Below are 23,761 nucleotides of genomic sequence, written 5' to 3'. Positions count from 1 at the left end.
GCGAGCCTGGTAGATCGCCATGTTCAATCTTTGTTCTTCAACATGGCCAAAATCGCAGCTTCGGGCCGACTGGGCCAAGCTGAAAGGAGTGAGACTATGAAGCAGCTTTTCTTGGCGGCTGTGTCGATCGGGAGCCTTGCGGCCGCGACGCCAGCCAGTGCGCAGGGTATCCCTGTGTTCGATAGCACGTCCGTGCTCAAGCATATCGAACAAATCCAGAAGACCATGCAGATGATCGAGCAAGGTCGCCAGCAGATTGCGGAAGCGCAGCAGCTCTACCAAGGGTTGAACCAGCTGACCGATGTTTCCTCGATCGCCAACCAGCTCAAGACGGATTCGCTTCGCACGCTCGGCGTCGATGTGAACTCGCTCGAACGCATGGCGCGCGGCGATTTTGGCGGCGGCGGCAGCTATGGCGGGCGATCTGATGCGATCTATCAGGACATGCTCGAACGTCTCGGCGTGTCCGCGAATGGCGATCAGACTGATGTTCGCTATCAGTCCGCGCGCTCGATCGCGATGGACAAGGCCATGGCCGAAGGGATGGGCGAAGCGGCCACATCGCGTGGCGAAGGCCTGGAAGAGCTGCGCAGCCGCCTAGCTTCGGCATCAACGGCCAAGGAAGTCGCTGACCTTCAAGCGCGCATCCAGCTTGAAAGCGCGTCCATGATGAACGACCAGCTCCGCGTCGATGCCATGGAGCGGGCGCGTCGGGCCGAACAAGCGGCCAAAACGGCGGAAGCCCTCTCCAGCTATTCCCGCGATCGTGAAGAGCAACTGGCCCGCGCGCGGGCAGCGGCGGGAATGTAAGAATGCGGAAGATGGCCTTAGTAGCATTGAGCGCAGCCGGCATAATCGCCGGCTGCCAACGCGCACCCGTTTTCCCTGAAATCCTCATGACCTACCACGACGTGGAATGGCTCAAAGCCAACGAAGATCAAATTCCGGTGATCGTATCGGAGTGCGACAAGATCATGAACAGCGAACTCAAACAATCCGATCTTCCCATTCCCGTCGCCAAGAATTGCGGAGGCATCAAGTCTGCCATCGCCTCGATCAAATATTCCCGTGACCGAGAAGATCAGATGGCTCGCGCACGCAAAGCGGCGGGAATGTGACAGCTCGAAGGTCGATTGAATAATAACGCGGAGCGATCTGGTGGAATACGATCTATTCACGAATGCCTATCAGGGCTTTGTCAACGAACTCAACTCGTCTGTGGTTTCAAACTACGCTGGGTTTGTTGGCTGGATCGCTGGGCCGCTCCGCACGGGAATGGTGATTTATATCATACTGCTCGGCTACGCTATCATGCGCGGTGCTGTGCAATACCCATTCCGCGAATACGTCTATCGCTCCCTAATGCTCGCTGCACTTTATTGGGCTGTGACAAGCCTTTACGGGGCATCAATTGCACAAATGATCGTGACGGGGCTGCCTAATGAGTTTGCCTCAATCATCGGGAACTCGCCAAATGGCGTCGGTGGGTCGTTTGATACGATGTGGGCGCGCGTCGATGTTGCTCTGATAGGGATGCAGGATGCCACCAAGGAATATGCTGAGCAGAACGCCAGCATGTGGGATTTGCAGGGGGCAGCGACTGCGATCATCCTGTGTATCGGCGCAACCATCATCATCTTGCTAACCGCTGTAGCCGCGTTGTTCGCGCTCGCGGTTGGCTTTGTGATCGTGCTCTATGCGCTGTTCGCGCTCGCCTGTCTGGCGGTGGTTGGTCCGATCTTCGTCGGGGCGCTCCTCTTCGATTCCACCAGAAGCTACTTCTTCTCGTGGCTCGGTAGCGTCCTGAATTTCTTGATGCTGTCCTTGTTCGCGCTGTTGCTGGTGCTCGTCGTCGCCAACGTCGCGGAATCCGCAACAGCATCCTTCGACGGTCAGTTTGAGCACGTTTGGGACACATGCGTTCGCATCATCGCCTTCTACGTCCTCGCGTGCTTCTTCTTCCTACAAATCCCCGGAATTGCGGCCTCGCTGGGTGGCGGTGCTGCTGCGATGGTATCGCAGTTCGGTAACGCCGTGATGAGCGGGGGCGGGGCTGTGGCAACGGGCGCAGGCCACGCGGCCAGCGATGCCCGCGCCATGGGGGCCAGCATGGGTCGGGGCTTCTCGTCGGCGGTTCGCCGTTGGCGCAACCGAAACACAATCACCAGAGCTTGAGGGAACGAATATGCGCAAGTTGCTTGGACTCGGAATCTGCCTGGCGCTGGCGGCCTGCGCCGGTCAGCCCGTCAAAAAACCAGCCAAATGCGAGGGGCCGATGCGGCCCGCAAATCCGCATGGGCTTACCCTTCCCTCGATCCCGGATCAGGCCGCGCAGCGAACCGCCCCGGCGAATGTGGACGTGTTCAACCAGGGCGCACCGGCAACGCCGGACGCTGCCCCGGCAGACCCTGCCACTCCGGGCAATGAACAGTCGGACGCATCGCGGGCGGTCGAAGTGCCGCGTCTAAGCGCCTCGCTGCGCGGCCCGATCTACTCGAATTGCTGAGGTGTTACGATGGCAGTTGGTATTCCAAAGGACGAGCTGAAAGCCTATTTTGAAGAGGCTGCAAGCTGGGAACGTGACAAGCTTGCGGCGGCCGAGCGCTCCAAAAAGCTGGCGTGGGTCGTCGCTGGCGTTGCTGGCGCCCTGGCGACTGCTGGCGTTGTGGCCGTTGCAGCCCTGACGCCTCTGAAAACGGTCGAGCCATATGTTATCACGGTGGACCGTAACACGGGCGAGGCGTCGATCGCCGCCAAGCTCCACGGTGACGCGACGATCACCTATGACGAGGCGGTCCGTAAGTATTTCCTCGCTACCTATGTCCGCTATCGCGAAGGCTGGATAGCGGCCGCTCGCGAAGAATATTTCGATGCGGTCATGGTCATGTCGGCGCGGCCCGAACAGGATCGGTGGTCACGCTTCTACAAGACCGACAATCCCCAAAGCCCGCAAAACATCCTTGCGAACCGCACTGATGTTTTTGTCGAGATCAAGCGGGTGTCGTTCCTGGGCGGCAACGTCGCGCAGGTCTATTTTACCAAGGAATCTGTGACCGGCTCGAACTCGACCAAAACCGATGCCGTCGCGACCATCAAATACAAGGTCGATGGCACGCCGAGCAAGGAAGTGGACCGCTTCAAGAATCCGCTTGGCTATCAGGTCGAGAGCTATCGCGCTGACGTGGAGGTGCCCCAATGACCGTGTTGAAGTGGAGCGCCCCGTTTGCGCTCGCGATCGCGCTGGCTGCGTCGCCGGCGATGGCCGAAGAAACGCCCCATGCGACGGTGCTCGATCACCGGGTTCGTGAAGCGAACTACAATGATCGGCAAGTCTATGAGATTCCGGGCGTGTTCCGCATCGCCACGGAAATCGTCTTCGCCAAGGATGAAGTGGTCGAGCATGTGGCGCTGGGCGATACCGTGTCCTGGGAAGTCGCACCGGCTGCCAATTCGCTCTTTATCAAACCGCGCGAGCGCGCGGGTCGCACGAACCTGACGGTCATAACCCGTTCGCGCTATGGCCCGCGCAGCTACCGCTTCGCTCTGTCGCCAACGCAGCGGGGCAGCGGCTTCTATACGGTCGTTTTCCGCTATCCTGAACAGGAAGCAGCGGAAGCGCAGGCGCAAGCCGCAATGGCCCAGCTGGCCCAGCTGAAAGCCATGGAACGCGGCGCGGTGAAGTCCGCGCTCGATATTGGCGTGCTGGAAGGCACGCGCAACGCCGACTACATCATGCAAGGATCGACCGCCATCCAGCCCTCCGAAGTGTCTGACAACGGACAGTTCACGGTAATGCGCTTTCCCAACCAGCGTGAGTTGCCGGCGTTCTTCATCGTCAATCCTGATGGATCGGAAGCCATCGCCTCCTTCGATGTGCGCGATGAATATGTGGTGCTGCACGGGGTTTACAGAACAATCCGGCTGCGCCGGGGCCTCGAAGTGCTCTGCATCCACAATCAGAAAACCGACTATTACGGGCGCGATCCCAAAACTGACACGGCCTCTGGCCTGGTCGAGCGAACCACGGGGGTTCAATAAAATGGCTGCGAACGATCATGACAACGCGCCGCATGGCGACAACATCATTTCGCAGGGCGAGACGGTCGAAAACCGGCCCCTTGCATCAGAGCCGGTGCCCGATCCGGAAGACATTGAGCGGCAAAGCGAACGTCAGGCCAAGATTGCCGCCCTTCCGAACAGGTCGATCGACCCCAAAAAGGCGGTCGTTCTCGCGGCGGTGGCCTGCGGCGCGATTGTGCTCGGTTTTAGCACCATCGACGCAATGCGGAGCGATCCAACCGAAAAAGCCGAGAAAGCGGAAAAGCCGGATGAAAGGCAGCTCGCCAACTACGATCCGAAGTCAATCATAGCCCCAACGCTTGCCGATGCGCCGAATGATCCGAACGCGCCGGTGCCCATGACGGAAGTGCCGGCGCTTGATGGAAGCCAAGCGCCCCGCACAGCCGGTGCAAGCGGTCGCCCCCAAAAGTCTGAGGGGCAAGTCATCGCAGAGGCGCAGCGCCGCGCCGGAATTATGGCCTATGGTGGCGAAAACGGCGGTGGGGTCGGCGGAGCGGTGGCAGCTGCCACCGGCCTGCCCATGGGCGGCGGCACAGGAGGACAGGGCGCGCAGTTGCTTGGCGCGTCGGCCGATGGCGATGGACAGGGCGGATCGCGCCGGACCAATCTCGAAAACATGCGCCAGACCTCGCAAATTGATCGGGTTTCAGGCCGCGACATTGGCAACCGCGATATGCTGATCCTCGCAGGGTCGTTCATTCCGTGCGTGCTGCAAACGGCGATGGATTCCAGTCAGCCCGGATATGTCAGCTGCATCATTCCCCGCGACATTTATTCGGACAACGGCCGCGTCGTTCTGCTGGAAAAGGGAACGCGCGTCCTGGGCGAATATCAAACCGGCGTCCAGCGCGGCAAATATCGTCTCTTTGCGGTATGGAACCGCGCGGTCACGCCTCGCGGCGTGGCGATCGACGTAGGCTCGCCCGCCAGCGATGCGCTTGGCCGTTCAGGCATGGCAGGCGGCGTGAAGAACTTTTTTTGGGAACGCTTTGGGGCGGCGTTGCTGTTCAGCTCGCTTAACGATGCCGCCTCGATCGCCGCCTCGGAAGTCTCCGACGCGGATAATGTCACTCGGGTTCCCAGCCAAGCGTCGGACACGATCTTGCGGGACACGATGCAGATTCAGCCGGTGCTTCGCATCAATCAGGGCGCGGAAGTGGGGATCATGGTCGCGCGCGACTTCGATTTCTCCAACATCTACGGCCTTCGGCTTCGGCGCGGCCAATGAGCAATACGGCTGTCCTCGAAAACGCCTTGCTGCCGTTGCGCCCTCTGCTCGCGCGTGAGGACGTAACGGAGCTGGTGATTAACAAGGCTGGCGAGGCGGCAATTGAAACGCGCGATGGGTGGTCCTGGGAGACATTGCCCGACCTGAATGAAAAGTCGCTGCTCGCGCTCGCGCGGGCAGCGGCGGCTTTCACGCATCAGGACATAAGCCAGTCCACGCCGATCTGCTCCACAATCCTCCCCAGCGGCGAGCGTGTGCAGCTGGTTGTGCCGCCTGCTGTCCCTGCCGGCACAGTGTCCATCACCATCCGCAAGCCGTCATCGGTGACGTTGACGATGGAGGATTTCGAGCGCGGTGGGCTGTTTAGCGAGACGAAGATCGCAACCCGGCAAGTCTCGCCGCTCGATGTTGAATTGCGCGATCTGCTCGACGCAGGGAAGCACGTCGAATTTTTCCAGAAGGCGGTCCAGGGCCGCAAGAATATCCTGATTTCCGGCGCTACCGGCTCGGGAAAGACGACGCTCTCTAAAGGGCTGATCCAGCTCATTCCGCCGCATGAGCGGCTGCTGACGATCGAAGACACGCGCGAATTGGTCGTTCCGCATCGCAACGTGGTCCACATGCTCTACGCGAAGGACAAGCAGGGCACCGCGAAAATCTCTGCAAAGGATCTTCTGGAATCGGCCCTGCGTATGCGGCCTGACCGGATACTGTTGCAGGAGCTGCGCGACGGCACCGCGTTCTTCTATCTCCGCAACGTCAACTCAGGCCACCCCGGCTCGATCACGACGATCCATGCGGACTCGGCCGAACTCGCGTTCGAACAGCTGACATTGCTGGTCAAGGAAAGCGAGGGCGGCGCCGATCTGGCCCGTGACGACATTCGCAGCCTGCTCAAGCTGCTGGTTGATGTGGTCGTGCAGACCAAGAAGGTCGAAGGCCGCTTTCGCGTGACGGAGATATATTTTGATCCAGAAAACAGGCTCTAACAGGCTCGCACTGGCCCTTGTCCTCCTTCCGATCACGCTCCTGCTGATCGGCCTGCTGACCGGCACGGTGGCGTGGTTCTTCCTCAAGATGCCCGCCGCGGCCTACGATCCGCTCACCCTTCCCGGCTTCTTCTGGTATTATCGGCATGATCCTGTCGTGACCGAAGCGCTTTGGCGAGGCGCGGTCATCGGCGTGCCGCTGCCGGTGTTGCTCATGGCGATCGTCTTGCGGCCGAAAAAGAACCTTCACGGCGAGGCGCGTTTCGCGCGCGAAGGTGAAATCCGCAAGGCGGGCCTTCGCGCGAAAAAGGGCATTGTGCTCGGCCGCGTCCGCAATGGCTTTTTCCGCAACGGCTTTCTCATGGTGGGCAAGATGGAGCATGTATTGCTCGAAGCCCCGACCGGATCGGGCAAGGGCGTCGGCATCGTCATTCCCAATCTGTTGCAATGGCCGGATTCGGTTGTCGTGCTCGATATTAAGCGTGAGAACTACGAAATCACGGCGGGTTTCCGCCGCAAGGGCGGCCAAAAGGTTGTGCTGTTCAACCCTACGGACAGGGAAGGCCGCACGGCCCGCTACAACCCGCTCAGCTATATCAACAGGTCCGACCCGATTGAGGTCCTGGTCGAATTGCAGAAGATCGCCACGATGCTCTTTGTGCCCCCGGAGAAGGGCGAGGCATTCTGGACGGAATCAGCCCGCACGGCCTTTGTCGGCATAGCATCGTGGATCGCGGCCAAGCCTGAACGTCCCTTCTCGTTTGGCGAGATCTACCGGACCATCACGATGCCGGGGATGAAGGCATTCTTCGCCAAGGAAGCCGGCGATGGTGCGCTATCGGAAGGGTGCCGCGCTGCGTTGAGCGATTTTACGTCCAGCGCAGACAACACATTCACCGGCATTATCCAGACCGTCACCTCCAAGCTCAATCTCTGGATCAATCCGATTGTCGATCGCGCGACGGCCGAAAGCGACTTTTCCCTGACGGACCTTCGCCGCATCCCGACCTCGATCTATCTCGGTGTCTCGCCGGATGAACTCGATAGGGTCGCGCCGCTCTACAATCTGTTTTTCCAACAGCTGATCGACCTCAACACGCGGCAACTGCCCGACGATGGTGAAAAGCTATCCGTGCTGCTCATTCTGGACGAATTTGCGCGGCTCGGCCGCGCCCAGGTCATTGCCAATGCGTTCTCCTATGTGCGCGGCTATGGGCTGCGTCTGCTCCCCGTCATCCAGTCCCGCTCCCAGCTGCGGAATGTCTATGGTGAGCATGGCGCGGACGAAATCGTATCAAACTGCGGGGTCGAAATTGCTTTCACGCCGAAGGAGCTGCGGGTCGCAAAGGAACTGTCCGAACGCCTCGGCTATCTTGGTCAGGATGCGGAAAGCCGGTCCCTGACGATACATGGATTGCTCGCCAATCGAAGCAAGACGATCTCCGAACAGCGCCGCGCGCTGATGCTCCCGCAAGAGCTGATGCAGCTGCCCGAAGACGATATACTCGTCATCCGGGGCGGCATCCCCGTCATTCGCGGGAAGAAAATCCGCTACTTCAAGGATGCCGTGTTCCGCTCGCGCTTGACGCCTGCGCCGGAAGTGCCGGCGCTGCCCAAGCCGGTCGCGCCGATCGCGGCCGTCGATGATCTGAGCGATGAAGAGCTGGCGGCTTTCAATGATTATTCCGCACTGGCCGATGACCAGGTGCAGGACATTCCCGAAGACGTTCTCGCCCTCGATCGCGATATGCCGAACCTGACAGTGAAGGACGGCAGCATGGCTTTCGATGAAATCAACTTCGACGACATTATTGGTCCCGACCCGACGAAAGAGGAGTGGGAAGGTCAGCGCCGGGATCTAGTTCTGAGTGAAGGAGAAGAATATGGCCGATAATGACAACAGCGAACGCCAAGCAAAGACGCCGCGCTCCTACGAAATTCTTGGCCCTGGGAACAGCAAGGAAACCTTTGCGAGATTCCCCGATGCCATGAAGGCATTTGCCAAGCTGGAAAACCAATATGACCACGCGCTGACGATGCAGAAAGGCGGAAAAACCGCTTATCTGGCGTCCACGGATTGGCGCAATGATGGGTCCACGCCGGTTGCGCAATATCTGACGCCGGCTGTCGAAGAGTATAATAAGGCGCTGAAACGCGGAGCGCCTGCCGACGAATTGCGCGGACACGAAAGCAGAGTGCGGGCCGACCTTAATGCGTGGCCCCGGCAAGCGAAGCGCGAAGCGGCTCCGACCGCATCGGCCGATAAATCGCTCAATATCCATGAGGGTGAGCGAGCCAGGGCGGAGAGCAAAGACGGTGCTGCGCCCGCGAAAGCTGAGGTTCCATCGAAGGCAGCGCCAAAGGATGACAAGCAAGTTGACGACACACGCTTGGCTCTGCCCACGCAGCTCGAACGCAAATATCTGCGCGTTGGGAATGATCTTTTCCGTAGCGGCCGCGATGACAAGCCCGATATGTCGATCAAGGGCCAAGACGGCATTCGCATCAACAAGGACTATGCCATTGGCGATGCTATCGCGATCGCGAAGCACAATGGCTGGCAGTCGATCCGTGTTCATGGAAGCGACGAATTCAAGAAGGCGGTCTATCTGGAAGCGGCGCGATCGGGGGTCGAAGTGAAAGGGTTCAAGCCGTCTGAACAGCTTAAACTTGAGGGAGAAAGGCTGGCGGCGCGAGATAAGGCCCGCGAAGCACAAGACCCGGCAAAGAGAGCGAGCATGGCAAAGCAAGACCCCTCAGAATCTCGTGCTGCGGCCGAACAGTTCCGGCGCAATTCGCATCGGGATAATGCGGCCAACCCGCAATTCAAGGCCGCGCAATCGCACGTCCTGGCGGCAGCGATCGAAGCGAAAACCCGGTTCACCCAAAAGGAAGACAGGGATCGCTTCATAGAGCGGGCCAAGGAAACTGTCGCCAAGCGTATTGAGGTTGGCGCGCCGGTCCCTGCTGCCCGTTTCGAGCAACAGCGCCAGAACGAGGCTACCCGCATAGCGCGCGAGGATTTGACGCTGCGCCAGCAGGAAAGGAAGCCGTCACGCTCGCGCTAAGTGCATGGCACATGCTTTTTGGAAACAGGAAACCGCACGATGAACATTCCCCGGCCTGATCCGGTGCCATCGAGAGGCGTGTCCGATCTCGATCGTCACATTGAAACCTTGCTTCGCGTGATTCATTCCAGAAACCTCGCTTGGTCTGATCTAAGCGAAGTGGGTAAACAGGTAGAACGCCCTCTGACGGACGTTGAGCAATTGCTTACAAATGTGGGCGACGACGCCCATGAAATCACCCTTGCTACCGAGACGATCATAACAGCCCTCAAGCTGCAACGTGATGCGCTCGCGATCCAAAGCTCTCGCCGTAGAGCACGCTTCGGCTCGATGCTCCTGCTCATGATCCCCGTGTTCTTCGTAGGTTTGATGATTGGCGCATCATACGGGATAGATGAAGGTCGGGCGCGGGAGCGTGAAGCCTTAAAGTATCCGATGATACCCCAGCTGTCCGTAGATCGTGGCAGGCTCAAAACTGACGGAAGGTAGAGCGGTGGCAGCTGCCACCGCTTGCGATCTCTTGATGGGCTATGGCCTCATGAGGCACGATGAAGAAATCTGACAGGGCAAAGAAACAAACCGCCAAGGTAATCGAGGCGGCTGCACGCGCCCATGAAGCTCTCGATTATTTCAACGGCAACGTCACAAATCCGTTCGATGAGTTAACATGGCCCAGTATTGCCGAAGGTTATCTTCTAGTCGCGCAGAAGGCGGTATCAGACGCCTTGGTCGCTTTGGAACGCGCAAACAGCGTTGGCTGGACCAAGCACGGCCAGTAAGGGGGCCTCGCAGAATCTGGTCGTAAACGTACGCGAGCCGCTGATGTCTGAATCACCGGCTCTGTTGCAAAGATTGGCGGCAGTCAGAGGTAGGCTGTCGCTCTGCGCCGATCAGGCGGCTGCTGCGAAATGGTGGTTGAGCATGCCCATGGCCTCCGTCAGCGCCGAGGGCCCAATGCCAAAAGCTCTCTCCACAAGGCGCACCTCGCCCCTGATGCCGGGCTGCAGGCACCAGGGGCGAGCCTGTCCTTTGCGCAGGGCTCGCATGACTTCGAATCCCTTGATCGTGGCATAGGCCGTGGGGATCGATTTGAAACCGCGCACCGGCTTGATCAGTATCTTGAGCTTTCCGTGATCGGCCTCGATCACGTTATTGAGATACTTCACCTGCCGGTGGGCCGTCTCCCGGTCCAGCTTTCCTTCGCGCTTCAATTCGGTGATCGCTGCACCATAGCTCGGCGCTTTGTCGGTATTGAGCGTGGCAGGCTTTTCCCAGTGCTTCAGGCCTCGCAGGGCCTTGCCCAGGAACCGCTTCGCTGCCTTGGCGCTGCGGGTCGGCGACAGGTAGAAATCGATCGTGTCGCCCCGCTTGTCGACTGCCCGGTACAGGTAGGTCCACTTGCCCCGCACCTTGACGTAGGTTTCATCCAGGCGCCAGCTCGGATCAAAGCCACGCCGCCAGAACCAGCGCAGCCGCTTCTCCATCTCCGGGGCGTAGCACTGGACCCAGCGATAGATCGTCGTATGGTCGACCGAAATGCCGCGTTCCGCCAGCATTTCCTCAAGGTCGCGATAGCTGATCGGATAGCGACAATACCAGCGCACCGCCCACAGGATCACATCACCCTGGAAATGGCGCCACTTGAAATCCGTCATCGTTCCGTCCGTCCAATCTCCGCCAAGCATGCTCAAGCTTCACGATTTTTGCAACAGAGCCAAATCCTCTATCCGCCGATGGAGGCGGCCGAAATCAGGCGGCTGCGCCGGGACAGCGCTGGGAGACCGGCACGATGCGTCCGACTGGTGCGGCGCTCGTCCTGCTGACGTTGGTGAAGCGGCGCGGCATCCAGATTCTGACTTAGGGAGGATTTGTTAAAATGGCCGGTCATCGCCCGCTTCGTGATCTTGTGGCTGATCGCATGAAGGATTGGAGTCCGGAGCGCCGCGCCCGCTATGAGGCGCGCAAGGCGAAGTTCGCAGCCCGAAATGGCGGCGGCCGAACTGAGCGGCCAAGCCGCGACGCGTGAGGCGAAAGCGGGGAAGGGGGGACACGCTTCCGCAGCGTCGATGCGCTTATGATGGATTTGCATGATGGCAATAGCGCGAGCAGGGCAGAGGATTGAAGGCTGTGGCAATTTTTGCCATATAGGGCGCAGGAGGAATCAGCCGATGGCTACCATGAATGTTTCGCTGCCCGATCCAATGCGGGACTTTGTGCAGAACCGTATCGACAGCGGCCAATATGCCAGCGTCAGCGATTATGTGCGCGACCTGATCCGCCGCGATCAGTCCGAAACGGAAGATGAGCAGCGTTGGCTGCGCGAGCTGGACGCCTCGATCGAGCTTGGCCTTGAGGATGAGAAGGCGGGCCGCCTCTATGATCTTGGCGAAGTCTGCGCGGAAATTCGAGCGGAAATCGAAGGAATGGCGGGTGAGCAGCCGCTTCAATGAAAGTCTTTCTGACTCCGGGTTCGCGCTATGATCTTCGCGCGATCGGCCGCCACATTGCCAAAGACAATCCTCCCCGCGCGGTGACGTTTGTTGCGGAGCTGGAGGACGCCGCCCAGCGCCTCGGCGGGATGCCCCGCGCCTTCCCGCTGGTCCCGCGCTACGAGCATCACGGCATTCGGCGACGGTCCTATCATGGCTACGGCATCCTCTACGCGGTGCGGAGCGATAGGATCGTTGTCTATCGCTTCCTTGGGCCGGGTCGGGATCACGACCGCGCCTTGCGGCTGAATTGAGCGCAAGCCATGCGAGCGATCTTCATCCGCCACGGCCAAAGCACCGGCAACGCCGGCGTACCGTGCCATGATCTCGGCGCGATCGAGCTGACGGAGCTGGGCCAGGAACAGGCGCGCGACGTTGCTGCGAGCTGGACGCAAGCGCCCGCGCTCATCGTCACGTCGCCCTACACCCGCACCCGGCAGACGGCCGCGCCGACGATCGCGCGCTTTCCCGGCGTGCCGGTGGAGGTGTGGCCGATAGAAGAGTTCACCTATCTGCAACCGGCGCGCTGGAACGGCACGCGCAGCGCCGAACGGATGCCGCACCTTGAACGCTATTGGGGCGCGGCCGATCCTGATTATTGCGACGGGGAGGGGACGGAGAGCTTCGCCACCTTGCTACGGCGCTGCGAGGCCGCGCTAGCGCGGCTCACCGCCATGCCGCCCGCCTCGCTGGTCTATGTGTTCGGGCATGGGCAGTTCATCCAAGCCGCGCACGCGATCGTCGCCGACGCCGATCTGGACGACCGGGACAAGATGCAGGCGTTCTGGCGCAACGGCGAGCCGCCCGCGATCAGCAACGCGCAGCGGGTCAGCTTCCATTGGGAAGAGGGCCGCTGGCAGTGCGACAATTCACCCGTTTTCGTGACATAGATTTCGACACGGCATTTAAGACGCCAGGAGCGGGGAGGGCTGTGTTCCGGGCCTGATCGGCTGCGCGGTCTGAGAAAGCAGCGTTTCGACACCAAGCCTATGCGGAATACGCCTATTCCCGGCAGCAGGCCACATAGATGCATGCACTCAGATTCGGACCGCAAGCTTTGCAAGCGTTACTTCCCTCACGGTACTTGGATCCAATATCATGCTTAGTTTCCACTAACCATTGTCGTTATGACAAGATGAATGGAAATAGGAAATTATGTTTCATATCCTGGGGGGCAATCCAGGAGAAAGACGGTGGAAAGAATAGTGTATGAGGCCCGACGCGAGCGCCGCAGGGAACAGCGGTATGCGGCGGATGTGGAAAGCATATTGGTCTGGGAAGGCATGCATGAGCCGGTTATCATTCAGAATATATCTACCTATGGTGCATTACTGGCGGGCCGGAATTTCCCCGAAATCAATACGCGAGTCACACTGATTGGCGACGGGTTTGAAGTCTGGGCCACGGTAATCTGGCTTGGCGCAGATCGCTGCGGCCTATTGCTCAGCGGCTCGGTCCAACCCTTGGAAATCATCCGCGGTCGGCCGGTTCGCACGATCGAGCGAGCGCCATCTTCAGCGATCACGCTCGATCGTATCCGCCCAGGCTTCTATGCCTAGGTGGCCGGTCGGTATCGATGGAAGCTTGGTGAGCATAGCAGACCAGATCGCGAGAATCTCGCTTTGCTCGGCATCATCCGGATCGCAAGCGGTGGACGGATAGCATGCAAGCATGTTGGCGACCTCTCTCCGCCTTCGCGATAGGGGCGCAACTCGCGCTCATGGCGAGAGCCACTCCTGTTCCTCGCATCGGCGCATTTACCGCCCATTCCTTTTCCGAAGGCGCAGTAAACGCGCCATTTACTCAGGAGTTAAACTCAAATTTCGGCGATCCTGTCGCTTGCTGCGAAGGAGGATAGGAGATGATTGGATACCTTTTTCCGACGTTGGGACCCGCAGGATGCGACATCATATCCGCTTTGCAACAACCTTCGAGGCGACCGATTAAGACATGGATGCCACTGCAATTCTTCATCTATTCCAAAATCGGATGGGACCGCTTAATGCCCGACTAGCGCATGGTTCGGGGCTTTCTGGCGTACAACTTCGCAAGGTCATCCCACAAGGCATGGTTTTCACCGGCCAATATATTCCGCACCTCAATGCACTCGTCAAAGTTTATGTGGATCAGTTCGTCACCGAAGGTATCGTGAGCGCCAGAAATGATGGTTGCGGCTCACTCATTTTTGTCCGGCCGGCGGCGCCTTTCCAATGATTGCTACCAGAGATATGAGCAGCGAGCGCCAGTGGTCAGTGCCGCTCGCCCAGCAAAGCCTGCCAGTTTCCATCGAGGGGACGGCTGCGCGCTGCTAGGACGGCAGGGTGATCGGGGTGTTCCGGTCCCAACGCGACGATCGCCCGCTTCATAACCGCCACCCGCGCTTTCCAGCCGGGGTGAGAGCGGCTACGCAATATACTCGCACCATGCGCGGGTCCAAATGTCTGCCAGAAGAGTAAAGCGATCTTCGGGTCATATCCTGCATTGGCAAGAAGCGATACAGATAGGATGTCGGCCTCCAATTCTGTCTGTCGGAAATAACGGACATTATGGCCGAGGCCCGACAATAAGCCGTAGTTTACGCCCTGCGCTTCCAGTCGTTCGCGGTGCCGCAAGATATTATGCGCCAGTTCATGCGCTATCGGCGCAGCGACCCATTGTGGATAATCGGCGAAAAACCGGCTGCCGATCTGTACAATCTCGCCATCCGCTTGGGCCACGAACCCAGAGCCCAACACAAGCTCAAACTGCGAATGGCAGGCTGGGAGCGGAACGATCATGCGATCATACTCGACCCCATTCCGGCGCAGGTGCAACACTAGCGGGCGGTCCGTAGGAAGGGCCACGATTTGGCGTATTGCTTCCATCAATGCAGTTGTGCCTGCCTTGGCTTGGCGGTTGGCGGGCCCGAAGCGCTTCTTTTCCACCCCGAGCACTGTGTCATCGGGCTGCACGCCTGCAGCAGCAGCAGGAGATCCGGACAAAACCGCCTCGACCCCTACCGGCCCTTCAAAGCGGAAATGACGAATTGCGGCTGCGCGCGCGTCGCCTGCATATTGATCGGGCGTATGAAGCAGCAATCCCAGCCCCGGCTCTTGCCGATCGCATAAGGGGGCATTAGCAATGGCGAGGCGATAACCAATGGCGGCCATTTCCGCCTCAACCGCGCGGATAGCTTCAAAAGGGGGCGGTTCATTCGCGGATGCCAGCACGCCGGGCATAAGAATGATTGCCCACGCAATGTACCACGCTACAATTTTCTGGCGTTTCATCATTCCCTTGACCCTGCTATGCTGCGCTATTCTCCTCATTTTTTCAACACTTAGCCAAGGCACTGCATCCGTCGATGCTCGCAAAAATATTCAAGCGTTTCGTATCAGGCCCGACGTCTAATCCGCAGGCGCCCGAAGGGCACCGTCTCTATGCCATAGGCGATATTCATGGTCGCCTCGACCTACTCGAAGGTCTATTGGCACAAATCCGCGCCGATGACATGACGCGGGGAGAGCCGAAAGCCGAAATGATCTTTTTAGGGGATATCATCAATCGCGGGCCTCACTCAGCTCAGGTCATTGACCGGCTAATAGCATTAAAGGCCGCTTGCCCCGAAACGCGTTTCTTGCTTGGCAATCACGAAGAAATTTTCCTCTCCGCTTTAAACGGTGATCGCAAGGCACTCCGCTTCTTTGATCGTATCGGAGGAGCAGAAGCAATTTTGAGCTATGGTATTACGCCGCAGGCTTATGAGGCAGCCGATTTTGACGAACTCGCCGCCATGCTGCAGGCCGTCGTTCCTACGGCTCACCGAACATTCCTGGAAAGCTTCGAAGACATGATTGTGGAAGGCGACTATGTGTTCGTTCATGCCGGCATTCGCCCCGGGGTTCCCCTTAAAGAGCAGAAGCCTAGCGATTTGCGCTGGATTCGCGATGAATTTCTATGCGCTTCTGGCACCAAGGACAGGCCTCTTATCCCAGGTGCCATAGTTGTTCATGGACACACGATTTTCAATGAGGTGGTCGAGCATCCTGGTCGCATTGGGCTGGATACAGGGGCCTATCGCTCAGGCATATTGACCGCCATGGCGTTCGAAAGCGACAAGCGTTGGACATTGCAACAAAAGTCGCAGATCGCCGCAACATAACCGCGGCAAGCGCGTTAAAAGCTGTAATCCACTTGCATGCTTATATGACCTATGATACCGGGACAGAAATTTATTGAAAGAGGCATCCGATATGCGCTTCAAAATCCTTATCGCCGGTATGTTGGCATCATCCCTGATTGCGACACCGGTGATGGCGAATCCGGCAAAGTCGGCTGCTGCGCTTTCTGTCGCTAAGGCGACGAATATCAAAGCGGCCAGTTCGCCCAGGAAGTCGAGCAAGCTGGCAGAGGCCGCTCTTCCGATTGTCTTGCTGGGAGGTGCTGCGGCAGTTATTACCACTGTTGTGCTTGTGACTGACGACGACGATTCTGACAGCAACTGAATATTATATATGGATAAGAAAATGGCGGCTTCGGGCCGCTATTTTTTTGCCTGAAAATGATATGTGACAATGTCTGCATCATGAGGCATTTAGCTATCCCAAATCAATTCCTATCCTGCGCCAGTCGAGAATTGGGAGAGCAGGCGTGAAAACACCTCAACATGACAGACGGGTATAACAGCGGAATGACATATCGATCTATCCAGGATCAATATCGCCATCCAATGGATGCTGGTCTTTTATCGGAGAACGGACGCTGGGGGCACCTCCGCTTTCACTGGCTTAAGCTTCAACACGATATGCGCCGTGGCTGTAGCAGAATTCAGTTCAATCGGCACATAGGCCCATCCATCAAACAGCATCGGCCGGTTACTCTCAATCCGGCGCAATTCTCCGTCCTGAAATATCATTGAGACTCTCCCGTTACCGTTGCCCTATAATGTGAAATTACGCCGCTTGAAACCGCGATCTGGTCACCTTATCCGATTGACCATCGGAAAGCTGCTCACGAAGGATAATGGGCACAGTTTTCTTCATATTTTCAAGGACAGAAATGGCGGATTCCTATGACAAATCCCACCTATAACTTAAGAATAATTAATATGTATATATGACAAATGTGCCTGAACATTACAATAAAATAATATTATGGGTTAGTAATAGCACAGGATTATCTGATGAACTTTTGCATGTTCATGCCGGATTATTTATTCTTATATTATCACGTTTAACTGTCCGCCAAAGCTATGGAACATTCTTTCCATTTGCATTTGTTGCTCTCGCTGAGACAGCCAATGAGCTTCTCGACTATATGGCCTATGGCTGGCGCCCAATGGATACCTATCAGGATATCGCCAATACCCTATTTTGGCCCTTCTTAATCAGCCTGGTCGCCCGCCTGCAGCCTTTACTGATACCGGACAAGCGGTGAAGCCCAACTTGCTTTAGCCGATCTATTATGTCTTAAGATCCGTTCGCAATTTGGGGGGGCTAAATGTGTGGAATAGTTGGTATCGTCGGCCATGGGGATGTCGCTGCACGACTTCTGGATGGCCTCAGGCGACTGGAATATCGCGGTTATGATTCTGCCGGTATCGCTACGAGCCATGACAGCGCGATCGAGCGGCGTCGGGCCTCAGGGAAACTGAACAACCTCGCCGATGCGCTTGAGACCGACCCACTGCCCGGAACTATCGGCATCGCGCATACGCGCTGGGCCACACATGGCGGCCCCACCACTAATAATGCCCATCCCCATGCCACGGCTGAGGTCGCAGTCGTCCACAATGGCATTATCGAGAACTTCAAGCCCCTACGGGACATGCTCATCGGCCGGGGTCGCGTCTTCACCAGTGAAACCGATACTGAAGTCGTGGCACATCTGATCAGTGAGCGGGTGGAGGCCGGGATCGACCCGATCAACGCGGTGCGAGAAGCGCTTCCTCAGTTGCGCGGCGCCTTCGCTCTGGCGATCCTTTTTCGCGATCGACCCGATCTGTTGATCGGCGCGCGGTTGGGGTCGCCTCTGGTCGTTGGGATCGGGGAAGGGGAGACCTATCTTGGTTCGGACGCGCTCGCCCTGGCATCTTTGACACAGCGCGTCATCTATCTGGAGGAAGGCGACTGGGTCGTCTGCGATCGCGACCACGCACAGATTTTCGATCAGGGCAATCAGCCGGTCGAGCGTGCGATCACCCAATCGGGAGTCGATGGCGAATTGATCTCCAAGGGCAATCATCGCCATTATATGATCAAGGAGATTTACGAGCAGCCCATCGTCGTCGCCCAGACCCTGCGCTCCTATCTCCAGCGCATCGATGACACGCTGACGCTGCCGATTCCCGATTTCGACCTGTCAGAGATTAAACGGGTAACGATCGTCGCCTGCGGCACCAGCTTTTATGCCGGGATGGTCGCACGCTACTGGTTCGAGCAGTTCGCGCGCGTGCCGGTCGACCTCGATATTGCCTCCGAATTCCGCTATCGCGCGCCAGTGATCGAGCCAGGCGGACTCGCGCTTTTCATCAGCCAGTCCGGCGAAACCGCTGACACGCTCGCAGCGCTGCGCCATGCCCGCGAAGAAGGGCAGAAGATCGCTGTTGTCGTCAATGTGCCGACCAGCTCCATGGCGCGCGAGGCCGACCTGCTGCTGCCAACCCATGCCGGACCCGAAATTGGGGTAGCCTCCACCAAAGCCTTCACCTGCCAACTGGCGGTGCTTGCCGCGCTTGCAGCCAACTTGGCACGCGCCAAAGCGCGCCTGACGGACGAGGGCGAACATATGGTCGTCAAACATCTTGCCGAAGCGCCAGCTGCGCTCAATGCCGCCCTCGCCTATGAGGACGCGATCAAAGCCGTCGCTGCCGAAATCGCAACGGCGCGCGACGTACTCTATCTGGGCCGCGGGACCGACTATCCGCTAGCGCTGGAAGGCGCCTTAAAGCTCAAGGAAATCAGCTATATTCATGCCGAGGGCTATGCCGCCGGCGAGATGAAGCATGGGCCCATCGCGCTGATCGACGAAAACGTGCCGGTGATCGTCATCGCGCCTTCAGGGCCGCTGTTCGAAAAGACCGTCAGCAACATGCAGGAAGTGCAGGCGCGAGGCGGCAAGGTGGTGTTGATCAGCGACTATGACGGCATCCAGGAAGCGGGCGGCGGGTGCCTCGCGACTATCACCATGCCAAAGGTCCACCCCTTAATCGCGCCTCTGGTCTATAGCGTGCCGGTACAATTGCTGGCCTATCATGTAGCCGTCACAAAAGGCACCGATGTAGACCAGCCGCGCAATCTGGCGAAATCGGTCACGGTGGAGTAAGGGGCGCGAGTCGCAATTCGTCAGGCTAAGTTTGGTCGCATCAGCCTTCCTGGGAAATCTAAAGGCGCGTCAGTCGCCACGATCATCAAGGACGTTCAAGGCACATGACGAAGGAAACGCATAGCGCCCTGCTTACCATGCTGGAATCCCTGACCAGTCTGCCGCGTTTCGCGCGCCGATGGCTGGCCTTCGGCCTCGACTGCCTGCTCTGCCTCGTCGCGGCCTGGGTCGCGCTCGCGCTGCGGCTTGGCGAATGGCCTGACGATGCGCGCATGGTGCTGATCCTGACCGGCACGGCGCTTGGCTTCTGGACGGTGATCGCCTGGCCAGCAGGGGTCTATCGCAATCTCATCCGCTTTTCCGGCGCGCGGGCATCGGGCCGGCTCTTCTATGCCTGCGCCTTGCTAACGGCACCGCTGGCGGTCATCTTCGGCTTCTTTCAGGTCGGCGGCGTTCCCCGCACCATCGCCGTGCTGCAACCGATCATCTTCTTCCTGTCGATGCTGTTCCTGCGCCTCGCCATGCGCTTCGTCGTCAGCGATCTGCTGCATCTGGCGCGCAGCCAGTCCGAAGAACGGCGGCGGCTACTCATCTATGGCGCGGGGCGCGGCGGCCAGCAGCTCGCCAACTCGCTGCGGCAGGAGCCGCATCTGGTGCTGGTCGGCTATATCGACGATGACGAGCGCCTGAGCAACCAACAACTCGACGGCGTCACCGTCTGGCATTCCTCGATCCTCGACCGCATCCTGGAAGAACGGCGGGTGGACGAGGTCGTCCTCGCCATCCCAAGCGCGCTGCGCGTACGCCGACGCGAGATCGTGGAGGCGCTGCAAGCCCGCAAGATCCGCGTGCGCATGCTGCCGGGAATCGGCCAATTGATCGACGGGCATTTCGCCGTCAGCGATATTCGCGACGTGCAGATCGAGGATCTGCTCGGCCGCGATGCGGTCGCACCCAACGACCTGCTGATGGGCCGCTCGCTGCTTGCCAAGAATGTGCTGGTGACGGGCGCGGGCGGCTCGATCGGCAGCGAGCTGTGCCGCCAGATCATCCGCTCGCGTCCCAAGCGCCTGATCTTGGTCGAGCAATCGGAATATTTTCTCTACGCAATCGAAAGCGAATTGCGCGGACTGGCGCTCGCCGAAGGTTGCGAGGTTGAGCTCATTCCCGAGCTGGCCGATGTCGCCGACAAAGATTCAGTCTTTCGCATCTTCCGCCGATGGCAGCCCGAAACCGTCTATCATGCGGCAGCCTACAAGCATGTGCCGTTGGTCGAGGCCAATCCGATCGCCGGCATGCGCAACAATATCTTCAGCACGCTCTATTGCACGCTTGCTGCCGAGGCGGTGGACGTTGGGCGCTTCATCCTGGTCAGCACCGACAAGGCGGTGCGTCCGACCAACATCATGGGCGCGTCCAAACGGGTGTGCGAGCTCATCTTGCAAGCGCGTGCGCAGGCGCAGGACAAGACGCTCTTCACCATGGTCCGCTTTGGCAATGTCTTAGGATCGAGCGGCTCGGTCGTGCCCTTGTTCAAGCAGCAAATCGCCGCAGGCGGCCCGGTGACAATCACCCACCGCGACGTCACCCGCTATTTCATGACTATTCCCGAAGCCTCGCAGCTTGTGATCCAGGCGGGCGGCATGGCCGAGGGCGGCGAAGTCTTCGTCCTCGACATGGGCCAGCCGGTGCTGATCCGCGATCTGGCGGAGACGATGGTGAAGCTTTCGGGCCTGTCGGTACGTGATGTAGCGACGCCGGAGGGCGACATCGAGATCGTTGAGGTCGGCCTGCGGCCTGGTGAGAAGCTCTATGAGGAGCTGCTGATCGGCGACAATCCGACGCCGACCGTGCATTCGCGGATCATGCAGGCGCGTGAAGCAGCGCATCCGTGGAATTCGCTGTCGGATATATTGGATGACCTCAAAGATTATTTGAGACAGGGCGATGTGCCGGAGGCGCTGTCCACTTTGTACAAGCTGGTTCCTGAATATAATCGTCCAGCTTATGAAGCCGCCGCCCAATAATCCATCCATCTTACCATAGAGAACGGATCCATTTTCAATGCCAGAGAGCACGGCTAACCTGAAACGTATCTTCGTCACCGGGACAGCGGGGTTTATCGGCTTCCATCTTTCCAAGCTTCTGCTTGCCGAAGGGTTCGTCGTGGCCGGTTATGACGGGATGACCGACTATTATGACGTCAATCTCAAGCGCTCCCGACATGCGCATCTTGACGAAAGTCCTAATTTCACCGCGACCGAGGGAATGCTCGAGGACCAGAAGCTGCTCGATGCGACGATCGATGCCTTCAAGCCCGACGTCATCGTTCATCTCGCCGCACAGGCGGGCGTGCGCTACAGCCTTGAAAACCCGCGTGCCTATCTCGACAGCAATGTCATCGGCACGTTCAACGTCATGGAAGCGGCGCGTCGAAACGCGGTGCAGCATCTGCTGATGGCCTCGACCTCCTCGGTCTATGGCGCGAATGAAGACATGCCCTTCACTGAGACCGAAAAGGCTGACACCCAGCTCACCATCTATGCGGCAACGAAAAAGGCCAATGAATCGATGGCGCATTCTTATGCGCATCTTTACGATCTGCCCACGACCATGTTCCGCTTCTTCACGGTCTATGGCCCTTGGGGCCGGCCCGATCTTGCGCTTTACAAGTTCGTCGAGGCGATGCTCGATGGCCGCCCGATCGACATCTACAATAATGGCGACATGTATCGCGACTTTACCTATGTCGACGATCTAGTCCGTGCGATCCGCCTATTGATCGACGCAGCGCCCGAGCGGCCGGCATCGCGCGCCGACATCGTGGCTGGAGACTCGCTTAGCCCCGTCGCGCCGTTCCGCATCGTCAATATCGGCAATAACGACAAGGTTCGCCTGCTCGACTTCATCGATGCGATCGAGGCGAGCCTGGGGATGAAGGCGATCCGCAACTACATGCCGATGCAGATGGGCGACGTTCCCGCCACCTGGGCCGATGCCTCGCTGCTCGAAAGACTGACTGGCTACCGTCCGGCGACCGACTTTCGAGACGGCATTGCCAATTTCGTCGCCTGGTTTCGTGAATATTCGGGGAAATGATCATGAGCAGCACAGATATTGCGGCCACGCCGTCACTGGATGATCTCAAGATCGCCGTCGTCGGCCTTGGCTATGTCGGCTTGCCGCTCGCTGTCGAGTTCGGCCGTATTCGCGATGTGATCGGTTTTGATATCAACCAATCGCGGATCGACGCGCTGCGCCGGGGCGAAGATACGACGCTGGAAACGGATGCCGAGGAAATGGCGGAGGCAAAGCATCTGAGCTTCTCGACCGACCCTGCGGATCTGGCTAAATGCAATCTTTATATCGTGACAGTACCGACACCAATCGACGCGCATCGTCGGCCTGACCTGACGCCACTGATCAAGGCATCGGAGACGGTCGGCAAGGTGCTCAAGCGCGGCGACATCATTGTCTATGAATCGACCGTCTATCCTGGCGCGACCGAGGAAGATTGCGTCCCCGTGCTCGAACGTTTTTCGGGCCTGACCTATAACCATGACTTCTTCTGCGGCTACAGCCCAGAGCGGATCAACCCGGGCGATAAAGAGCATCGCCTGCCGACAATCCGCAAGGTGACATCGGGATCGACACCCAAGATCGCTACGCTGGTCGACAGCCTCTATGCCTCGATCATCACCGCGGGCACCTACAAAGCAGAAACGATCCGCGTCGCCGAAGCCGCCAAGGTCATCGAGAATACCCAACGCGACCTCAACATCGCGCTGATCAACGAACTAGCGATCATCTTCAATCGCATGGGCATCGACACCGAGGCGGTACTAAAAGCGGCCGGCACGAAATGGAACTTTCTACCTTTCCGGCCTGGATTGGTTGGGGGGCACTGCATCGGCGTCGATCCTTATTATCTGACGCATAAGGCTGAAGCGATGGGGTATCACCCTGAGGTCATCCTCGCTGGACGGCGGATCAATGATGGCATGGGGAACTACGTCGCCGGTCAAATGGTAAAGGGGATGCTAAAGCGCCGTATTCAGGTGGACGGTGCCCGCGTGCTAGTGCTCGGCCTCACTTTCAAGGAAAACTGTCCAGATCTACGTAACACGCGCGTGGTAGATGTAATTGCCGAATTGCGCGAATACGGCATAGAAGTCGATGTCACCGATCCTTTGGCGTCTCCGGCCGAAGCCGAACGGGAGTACGGGATCAAATTAGTCAGCCCAAAGGAGGGCTATTACGATGGCGTGATCATCGCTGTTCCTCACGATGAATTCAAAAGGTTGGACATCAAAGCCGTGCGAAACTTCGGGCGCAGAAAAGCTGTAGTGTATGATCTAAAATCGATCTTCCTAGCTGAAGATTCAGATCTGCGACTCTGACGCAACCGCGCCATGGAATCCCAACATATATTCTGGATAACGCTGAGCGTTACTCTTATATCTGTAGTAACATTCAATCGCTCTTGTTTGAGAGGAGTTAATCGCAATATATTTTCTTATCCTCTTGAAATATTTGTATACATATACTTTTTAATAGTCCCTGCTGTTAATGTTATATATGACGATTATGTAAATCGATCTTTAT

General features: G+C 58.3%; 27 protein-coding genes. 24 read left to right on the top strand and 3 right to left on the bottom strand.

The genetic code is table 11. From position 1 onward, the window contains the following. Positions 1-96 precede the first annotated feature (96 nt). From L3X40_RS13785 to L3X40_RS13730, 12 genes are read left to right on the top strand one after another with little or no spacing between them, the layout of a single operon-like run. Positions 97-810, top strand: a complete 714-nt coding sequence (locus tag L3X40_RS13785) for a type IV secretion system protein (RefSeq protein WP_020819810.1) — start codon at positions 97-99, stop codon at positions 808-810. Between the two features lie 2 nt (positions 811-812). Next, positions 813-1,118 (top strand): hypothetical protein, encoded by a 306-nt coding sequence (locus L3X40_RS13780; RefSeq protein WP_011627751.1) that lies wholly within the window; start codon positions 813-815, stop codon positions 1,116-1,118. A gap of 40 nt (positions 1,119-1,158) precedes the next feature. Then, positions 1,159-2,175, top strand: coding sequence for a type IV secretion system protein (locus tag L3X40_RS13775; RefSeq protein WP_011627750.1), 1,017 nt, complete (start codon positions 1,159-1,161; stop codon positions 2,173-2,175). Between the two features lie 10 nt (positions 2,176-2,185). Beyond that, on the top strand, positions 2,186-2,506 hold the full coding sequence (locus L3X40_RS13770) for a hypothetical protein (protein ID WP_020819808.1): 321 nt from the start codon (positions 2,186-2,188) through the stop codon (positions 2,504-2,506). Between the two features lie 9 nt (positions 2,507-2,515). Continuing rightward, positions 2,516-3,199: a virB8 family protein gene (locus L3X40_RS13765; protein WP_004213217.1), complete on the top strand. Its 684-nt coding sequence runs from the start codon at positions 2,516-2,518 to the stop codon at positions 3,197-3,199. Further along, positions 3,196-4,038 carry a TrbG/VirB9 family P-type conjugative transfer protein gene (locus L3X40_RS13760; protein WP_021225586.1) on the top strand — a complete coding sequence of 281 codons (843 nt, stop codon included), beginning with the start codon at positions 3,196-3,198 and terminating at the stop codon, positions 4,036-4,038. Before L3X40_RS13765 ends, L3X40_RS13760 begins: the two co-directional genes overlap by 4 nt. A 1-nt stretch (position 4,039) precedes the next feature. Further along, positions 4,040-5,308 carry a type IV secretion system protein VirB10 gene (virB10, locus tag L3X40_RS13755; protein ID WP_020819806.1) on the top strand — a complete coding sequence of 423 codons (1,269 nt, stop codon included), beginning with the start codon at positions 4,040-4,042 and terminating at the stop codon, positions 5,306-5,308. Beyond that, complete coding sequence (virB11, locus tag L3X40_RS13750) at positions 5,305-6,297, top strand: P-type DNA transfer ATPase VirB11 (RefSeq protein WP_011627746.1); 993 nt, start codon at positions 5,305-5,307, stop codon at positions 6,295-6,297. The genes virB10 and virB11 overlap by 4 nt, the downstream gene beginning before the upstream one ends. Next, a complete protein-coding gene (locus L3X40_RS13745) occupies positions 6,275-8,191 on the top strand; it encodes a type IV secretory system conjugative DNA transfer family protein (protein ID WP_020819805.1) in 1,917 nt (638 codons plus the stop codon). Before virB11 ends, L3X40_RS13745 begins: the two co-directional genes overlap by 23 nt. Then, positions 8,181-9,365 (top strand): LPD7 domain-containing protein, encoded by a 1,185-nt coding sequence (locus L3X40_RS13740; protein WP_020819804.1) that lies wholly within the window; start codon positions 8,181-8,183, stop codon positions 9,363-9,365. Before L3X40_RS13745 ends, L3X40_RS13740 begins: the two co-directional genes overlap by 11 nt. Positions 9,366-9,404: 39 nt before the next feature. Then, the gene (locus tag L3X40_RS13735) at positions 9,405-9,854 is read left to right on the top strand and encodes a hypothetical protein (protein WP_020819803.1); all 450 of its coding nucleotides are present in this window, start codon (positions 9,405-9,407) and stop codon (positions 9,852-9,854) included. Between the two features lie 59 nt (positions 9,855-9,913). After that, positions 9,914-10,144, top strand: a complete 231-nt coding sequence (locus tag L3X40_RS13730; RefSeq protein WP_020819802.1) for a hypothetical protein — start codon at positions 9,914-9,916, stop codon at positions 10,142-10,144. Between the two features lie 111 nt (positions 10,145-10,255). Here L3X40_RS13730 and L3X40_RS13725 read toward each other — a convergent pair whose 3' ends face one another. Both L3X40_RS13725 and L3X40_RS13720 read right to left on the bottom strand, forming a co-directional pair. After that, complete coding sequence (locus L3X40_RS13725) at positions 10,256-11,020, bottom strand: IS6-like element IS6100 family transposase (protein WP_001389365.1); 765 nt, start codon at positions 11,018-11,020, stop codon at positions 10,256-10,258. A gap of 68 nt (positions 11,021-11,088) precedes the next feature. Beyond that, complete coding sequence (locus L3X40_RS13720; protein ID WP_237366127.1) at positions 11,089-11,454, bottom strand: hypothetical protein; 366 nt, start codon at positions 11,452-11,454, stop codon at positions 11,089-11,091. Between the two features lie 79 nt (positions 11,455-11,533). Here L3X40_RS13720 and L3X40_RS13715 point away from each other — a divergent pair, with 79 nt between their 5' ends. From L3X40_RS13715 to L3X40_RS13695, 5 genes are all read left to right on the top strand, one after another. Beyond that, positions 11,534-11,815, top strand: coding sequence for a type II toxin-antitoxin system ParD family antitoxin (locus L3X40_RS13715; RefSeq protein ID WP_237366126.1), 282 nt, complete (start codon positions 11,534-11,536; stop codon positions 11,813-11,815). Beyond that, positions 11,812-12,108, top strand: a complete 297-nt coding sequence (locus L3X40_RS13710) for a type II toxin-antitoxin system RelE/ParE family toxin (RefSeq protein WP_237366125.1) — start codon at positions 11,812-11,814, stop codon at positions 12,106-12,108. Before L3X40_RS13715 ends, L3X40_RS13710 begins: the two co-directional genes overlap by 4 nt. Positions 12,109-12,117: 9 nt before the next feature. Further along, entirely contained in the window at positions 12,118-12,744 is a 627-nt protein-coding gene (locus tag L3X40_RS13705) for a histidine phosphatase family protein (protein WP_237366124.1), read from the top strand. Between the two features lie 303 nt (positions 12,745-13,047). Continuing rightward, the gene (locus L3X40_RS13700; protein ID WP_237366123.1) at positions 13,048-13,413 is read left to right on the top strand and encodes a PilZ domain-containing protein; all 366 of its coding nucleotides are present in this window, start codon (positions 13,048-13,050) and stop codon (positions 13,411-13,413) included. A 391-nt stretch (positions 13,414-13,804) separates the two neighbouring features. Continuing rightward, positions 13,805-14,068 carry a hypothetical protein gene (locus L3X40_RS13695; protein WP_159368290.1) on the top strand — a complete coding sequence of 88 codons (264 nt, stop codon included), beginning with the start codon at positions 13,805-13,807 and terminating at the stop codon, positions 14,066-14,068. A 35-nt stretch (positions 14,069-14,103) separates the two neighbouring features. Here the strand turns inward: L3X40_RS13695 and L3X40_RS13690 are convergent, their stop codons facing one another. Beyond that, positions 14,104-15,126, bottom strand: coding sequence for a M48 family metallopeptidase (locus L3X40_RS13690; protein ID WP_237366122.1), 1,023 nt, complete (start codon positions 15,124-15,126; stop codon positions 14,104-14,106). Positions 15,127-15,197: 71 nt separating this feature from the next. On the opposite strand from L3X40_RS13690, the gene L3X40_RS13685 reads away from it, so the two are divergent. The 7 genes from L3X40_RS13685 (at position 15,198) to tviB (ending at position 23,556) form a co-directional block, all read left to right on the top strand. After that, positions 15,198-15,995: a metallophosphoesterase family protein gene (locus L3X40_RS13685; protein WP_237366121.1), complete on the top strand. Its 798-nt coding sequence runs from the start codon at positions 15,198-15,200 to the stop codon at positions 15,993-15,995. A gap of 91 nt (positions 15,996-16,086) precedes the next feature. After that, on the top strand, positions 16,087-16,338 hold the full coding sequence (locus L3X40_RS13680; RefSeq protein WP_159368287.1) for a hypothetical protein: 252 nt from the start codon (positions 16,087-16,089) through the stop codon (positions 16,336-16,338). A 619-nt stretch (positions 16,339-16,957) separates the two neighbouring features. After that, the gene (locus L3X40_RS13675) at positions 16,958-17,269 is read left to right on the top strand and encodes a hypothetical protein (RefSeq protein ID WP_159368286.1); all 312 of its coding nucleotides are present in this window, start codon (positions 16,958-16,960) and stop codon (positions 17,267-17,269) included. A gap of 63 nt (positions 17,270-17,332) precedes the next feature. Then, positions 17,333-19,156: a glutamine--fructose-6-phosphate transaminase (isomerizing) gene (gene glmS / locus L3X40_RS13670; protein ID WP_237366120.1), complete on the top strand. Its 1,824-nt coding sequence runs from the start codon at positions 17,333-17,335 to the stop codon at positions 19,154-19,156. 104 nt (positions 19,157-19,260) lie between these two features. After that, on the top strand, positions 19,261-21,183 hold the full coding sequence (locus L3X40_RS13665) for a polysaccharide biosynthesis protein (protein ID WP_237366119.1): 1,923 nt from the start codon (positions 19,261-19,263) through the stop codon (positions 21,181-21,183). 37 nt (positions 21,184-21,220) lie between these two features. Further along, positions 21,221-22,255, top strand: coding sequence for an NAD-dependent epimerase/dehydratase family protein (locus L3X40_RS13660; protein WP_237366118.1), 1,035 nt, complete (start codon positions 21,221-21,223; stop codon positions 22,253-22,255). 2 nt (positions 22,256-22,257) lie between these two features. Beyond that, positions 22,258-23,556: a Vi polysaccharide biosynthesis UDP-N-acetylglucosamine C-6 dehydrogenase TviB gene (tviB, locus tag L3X40_RS13655; RefSeq protein ID WP_237366117.1), complete on the top strand. Its 1,299-nt coding sequence runs from the start codon at positions 22,258-22,260 to the stop codon at positions 23,554-23,556. Positions 23,557-23,761 lie beyond the last annotated feature (205 nt).

This window comes from Rhizorhapis sp. SPR117 (assembly GCF_021742065.1).
Note: the sequence above shows the minus strand (reverse complement) of the source record. Positions and strands in the feature narration are given on the sequence as shown.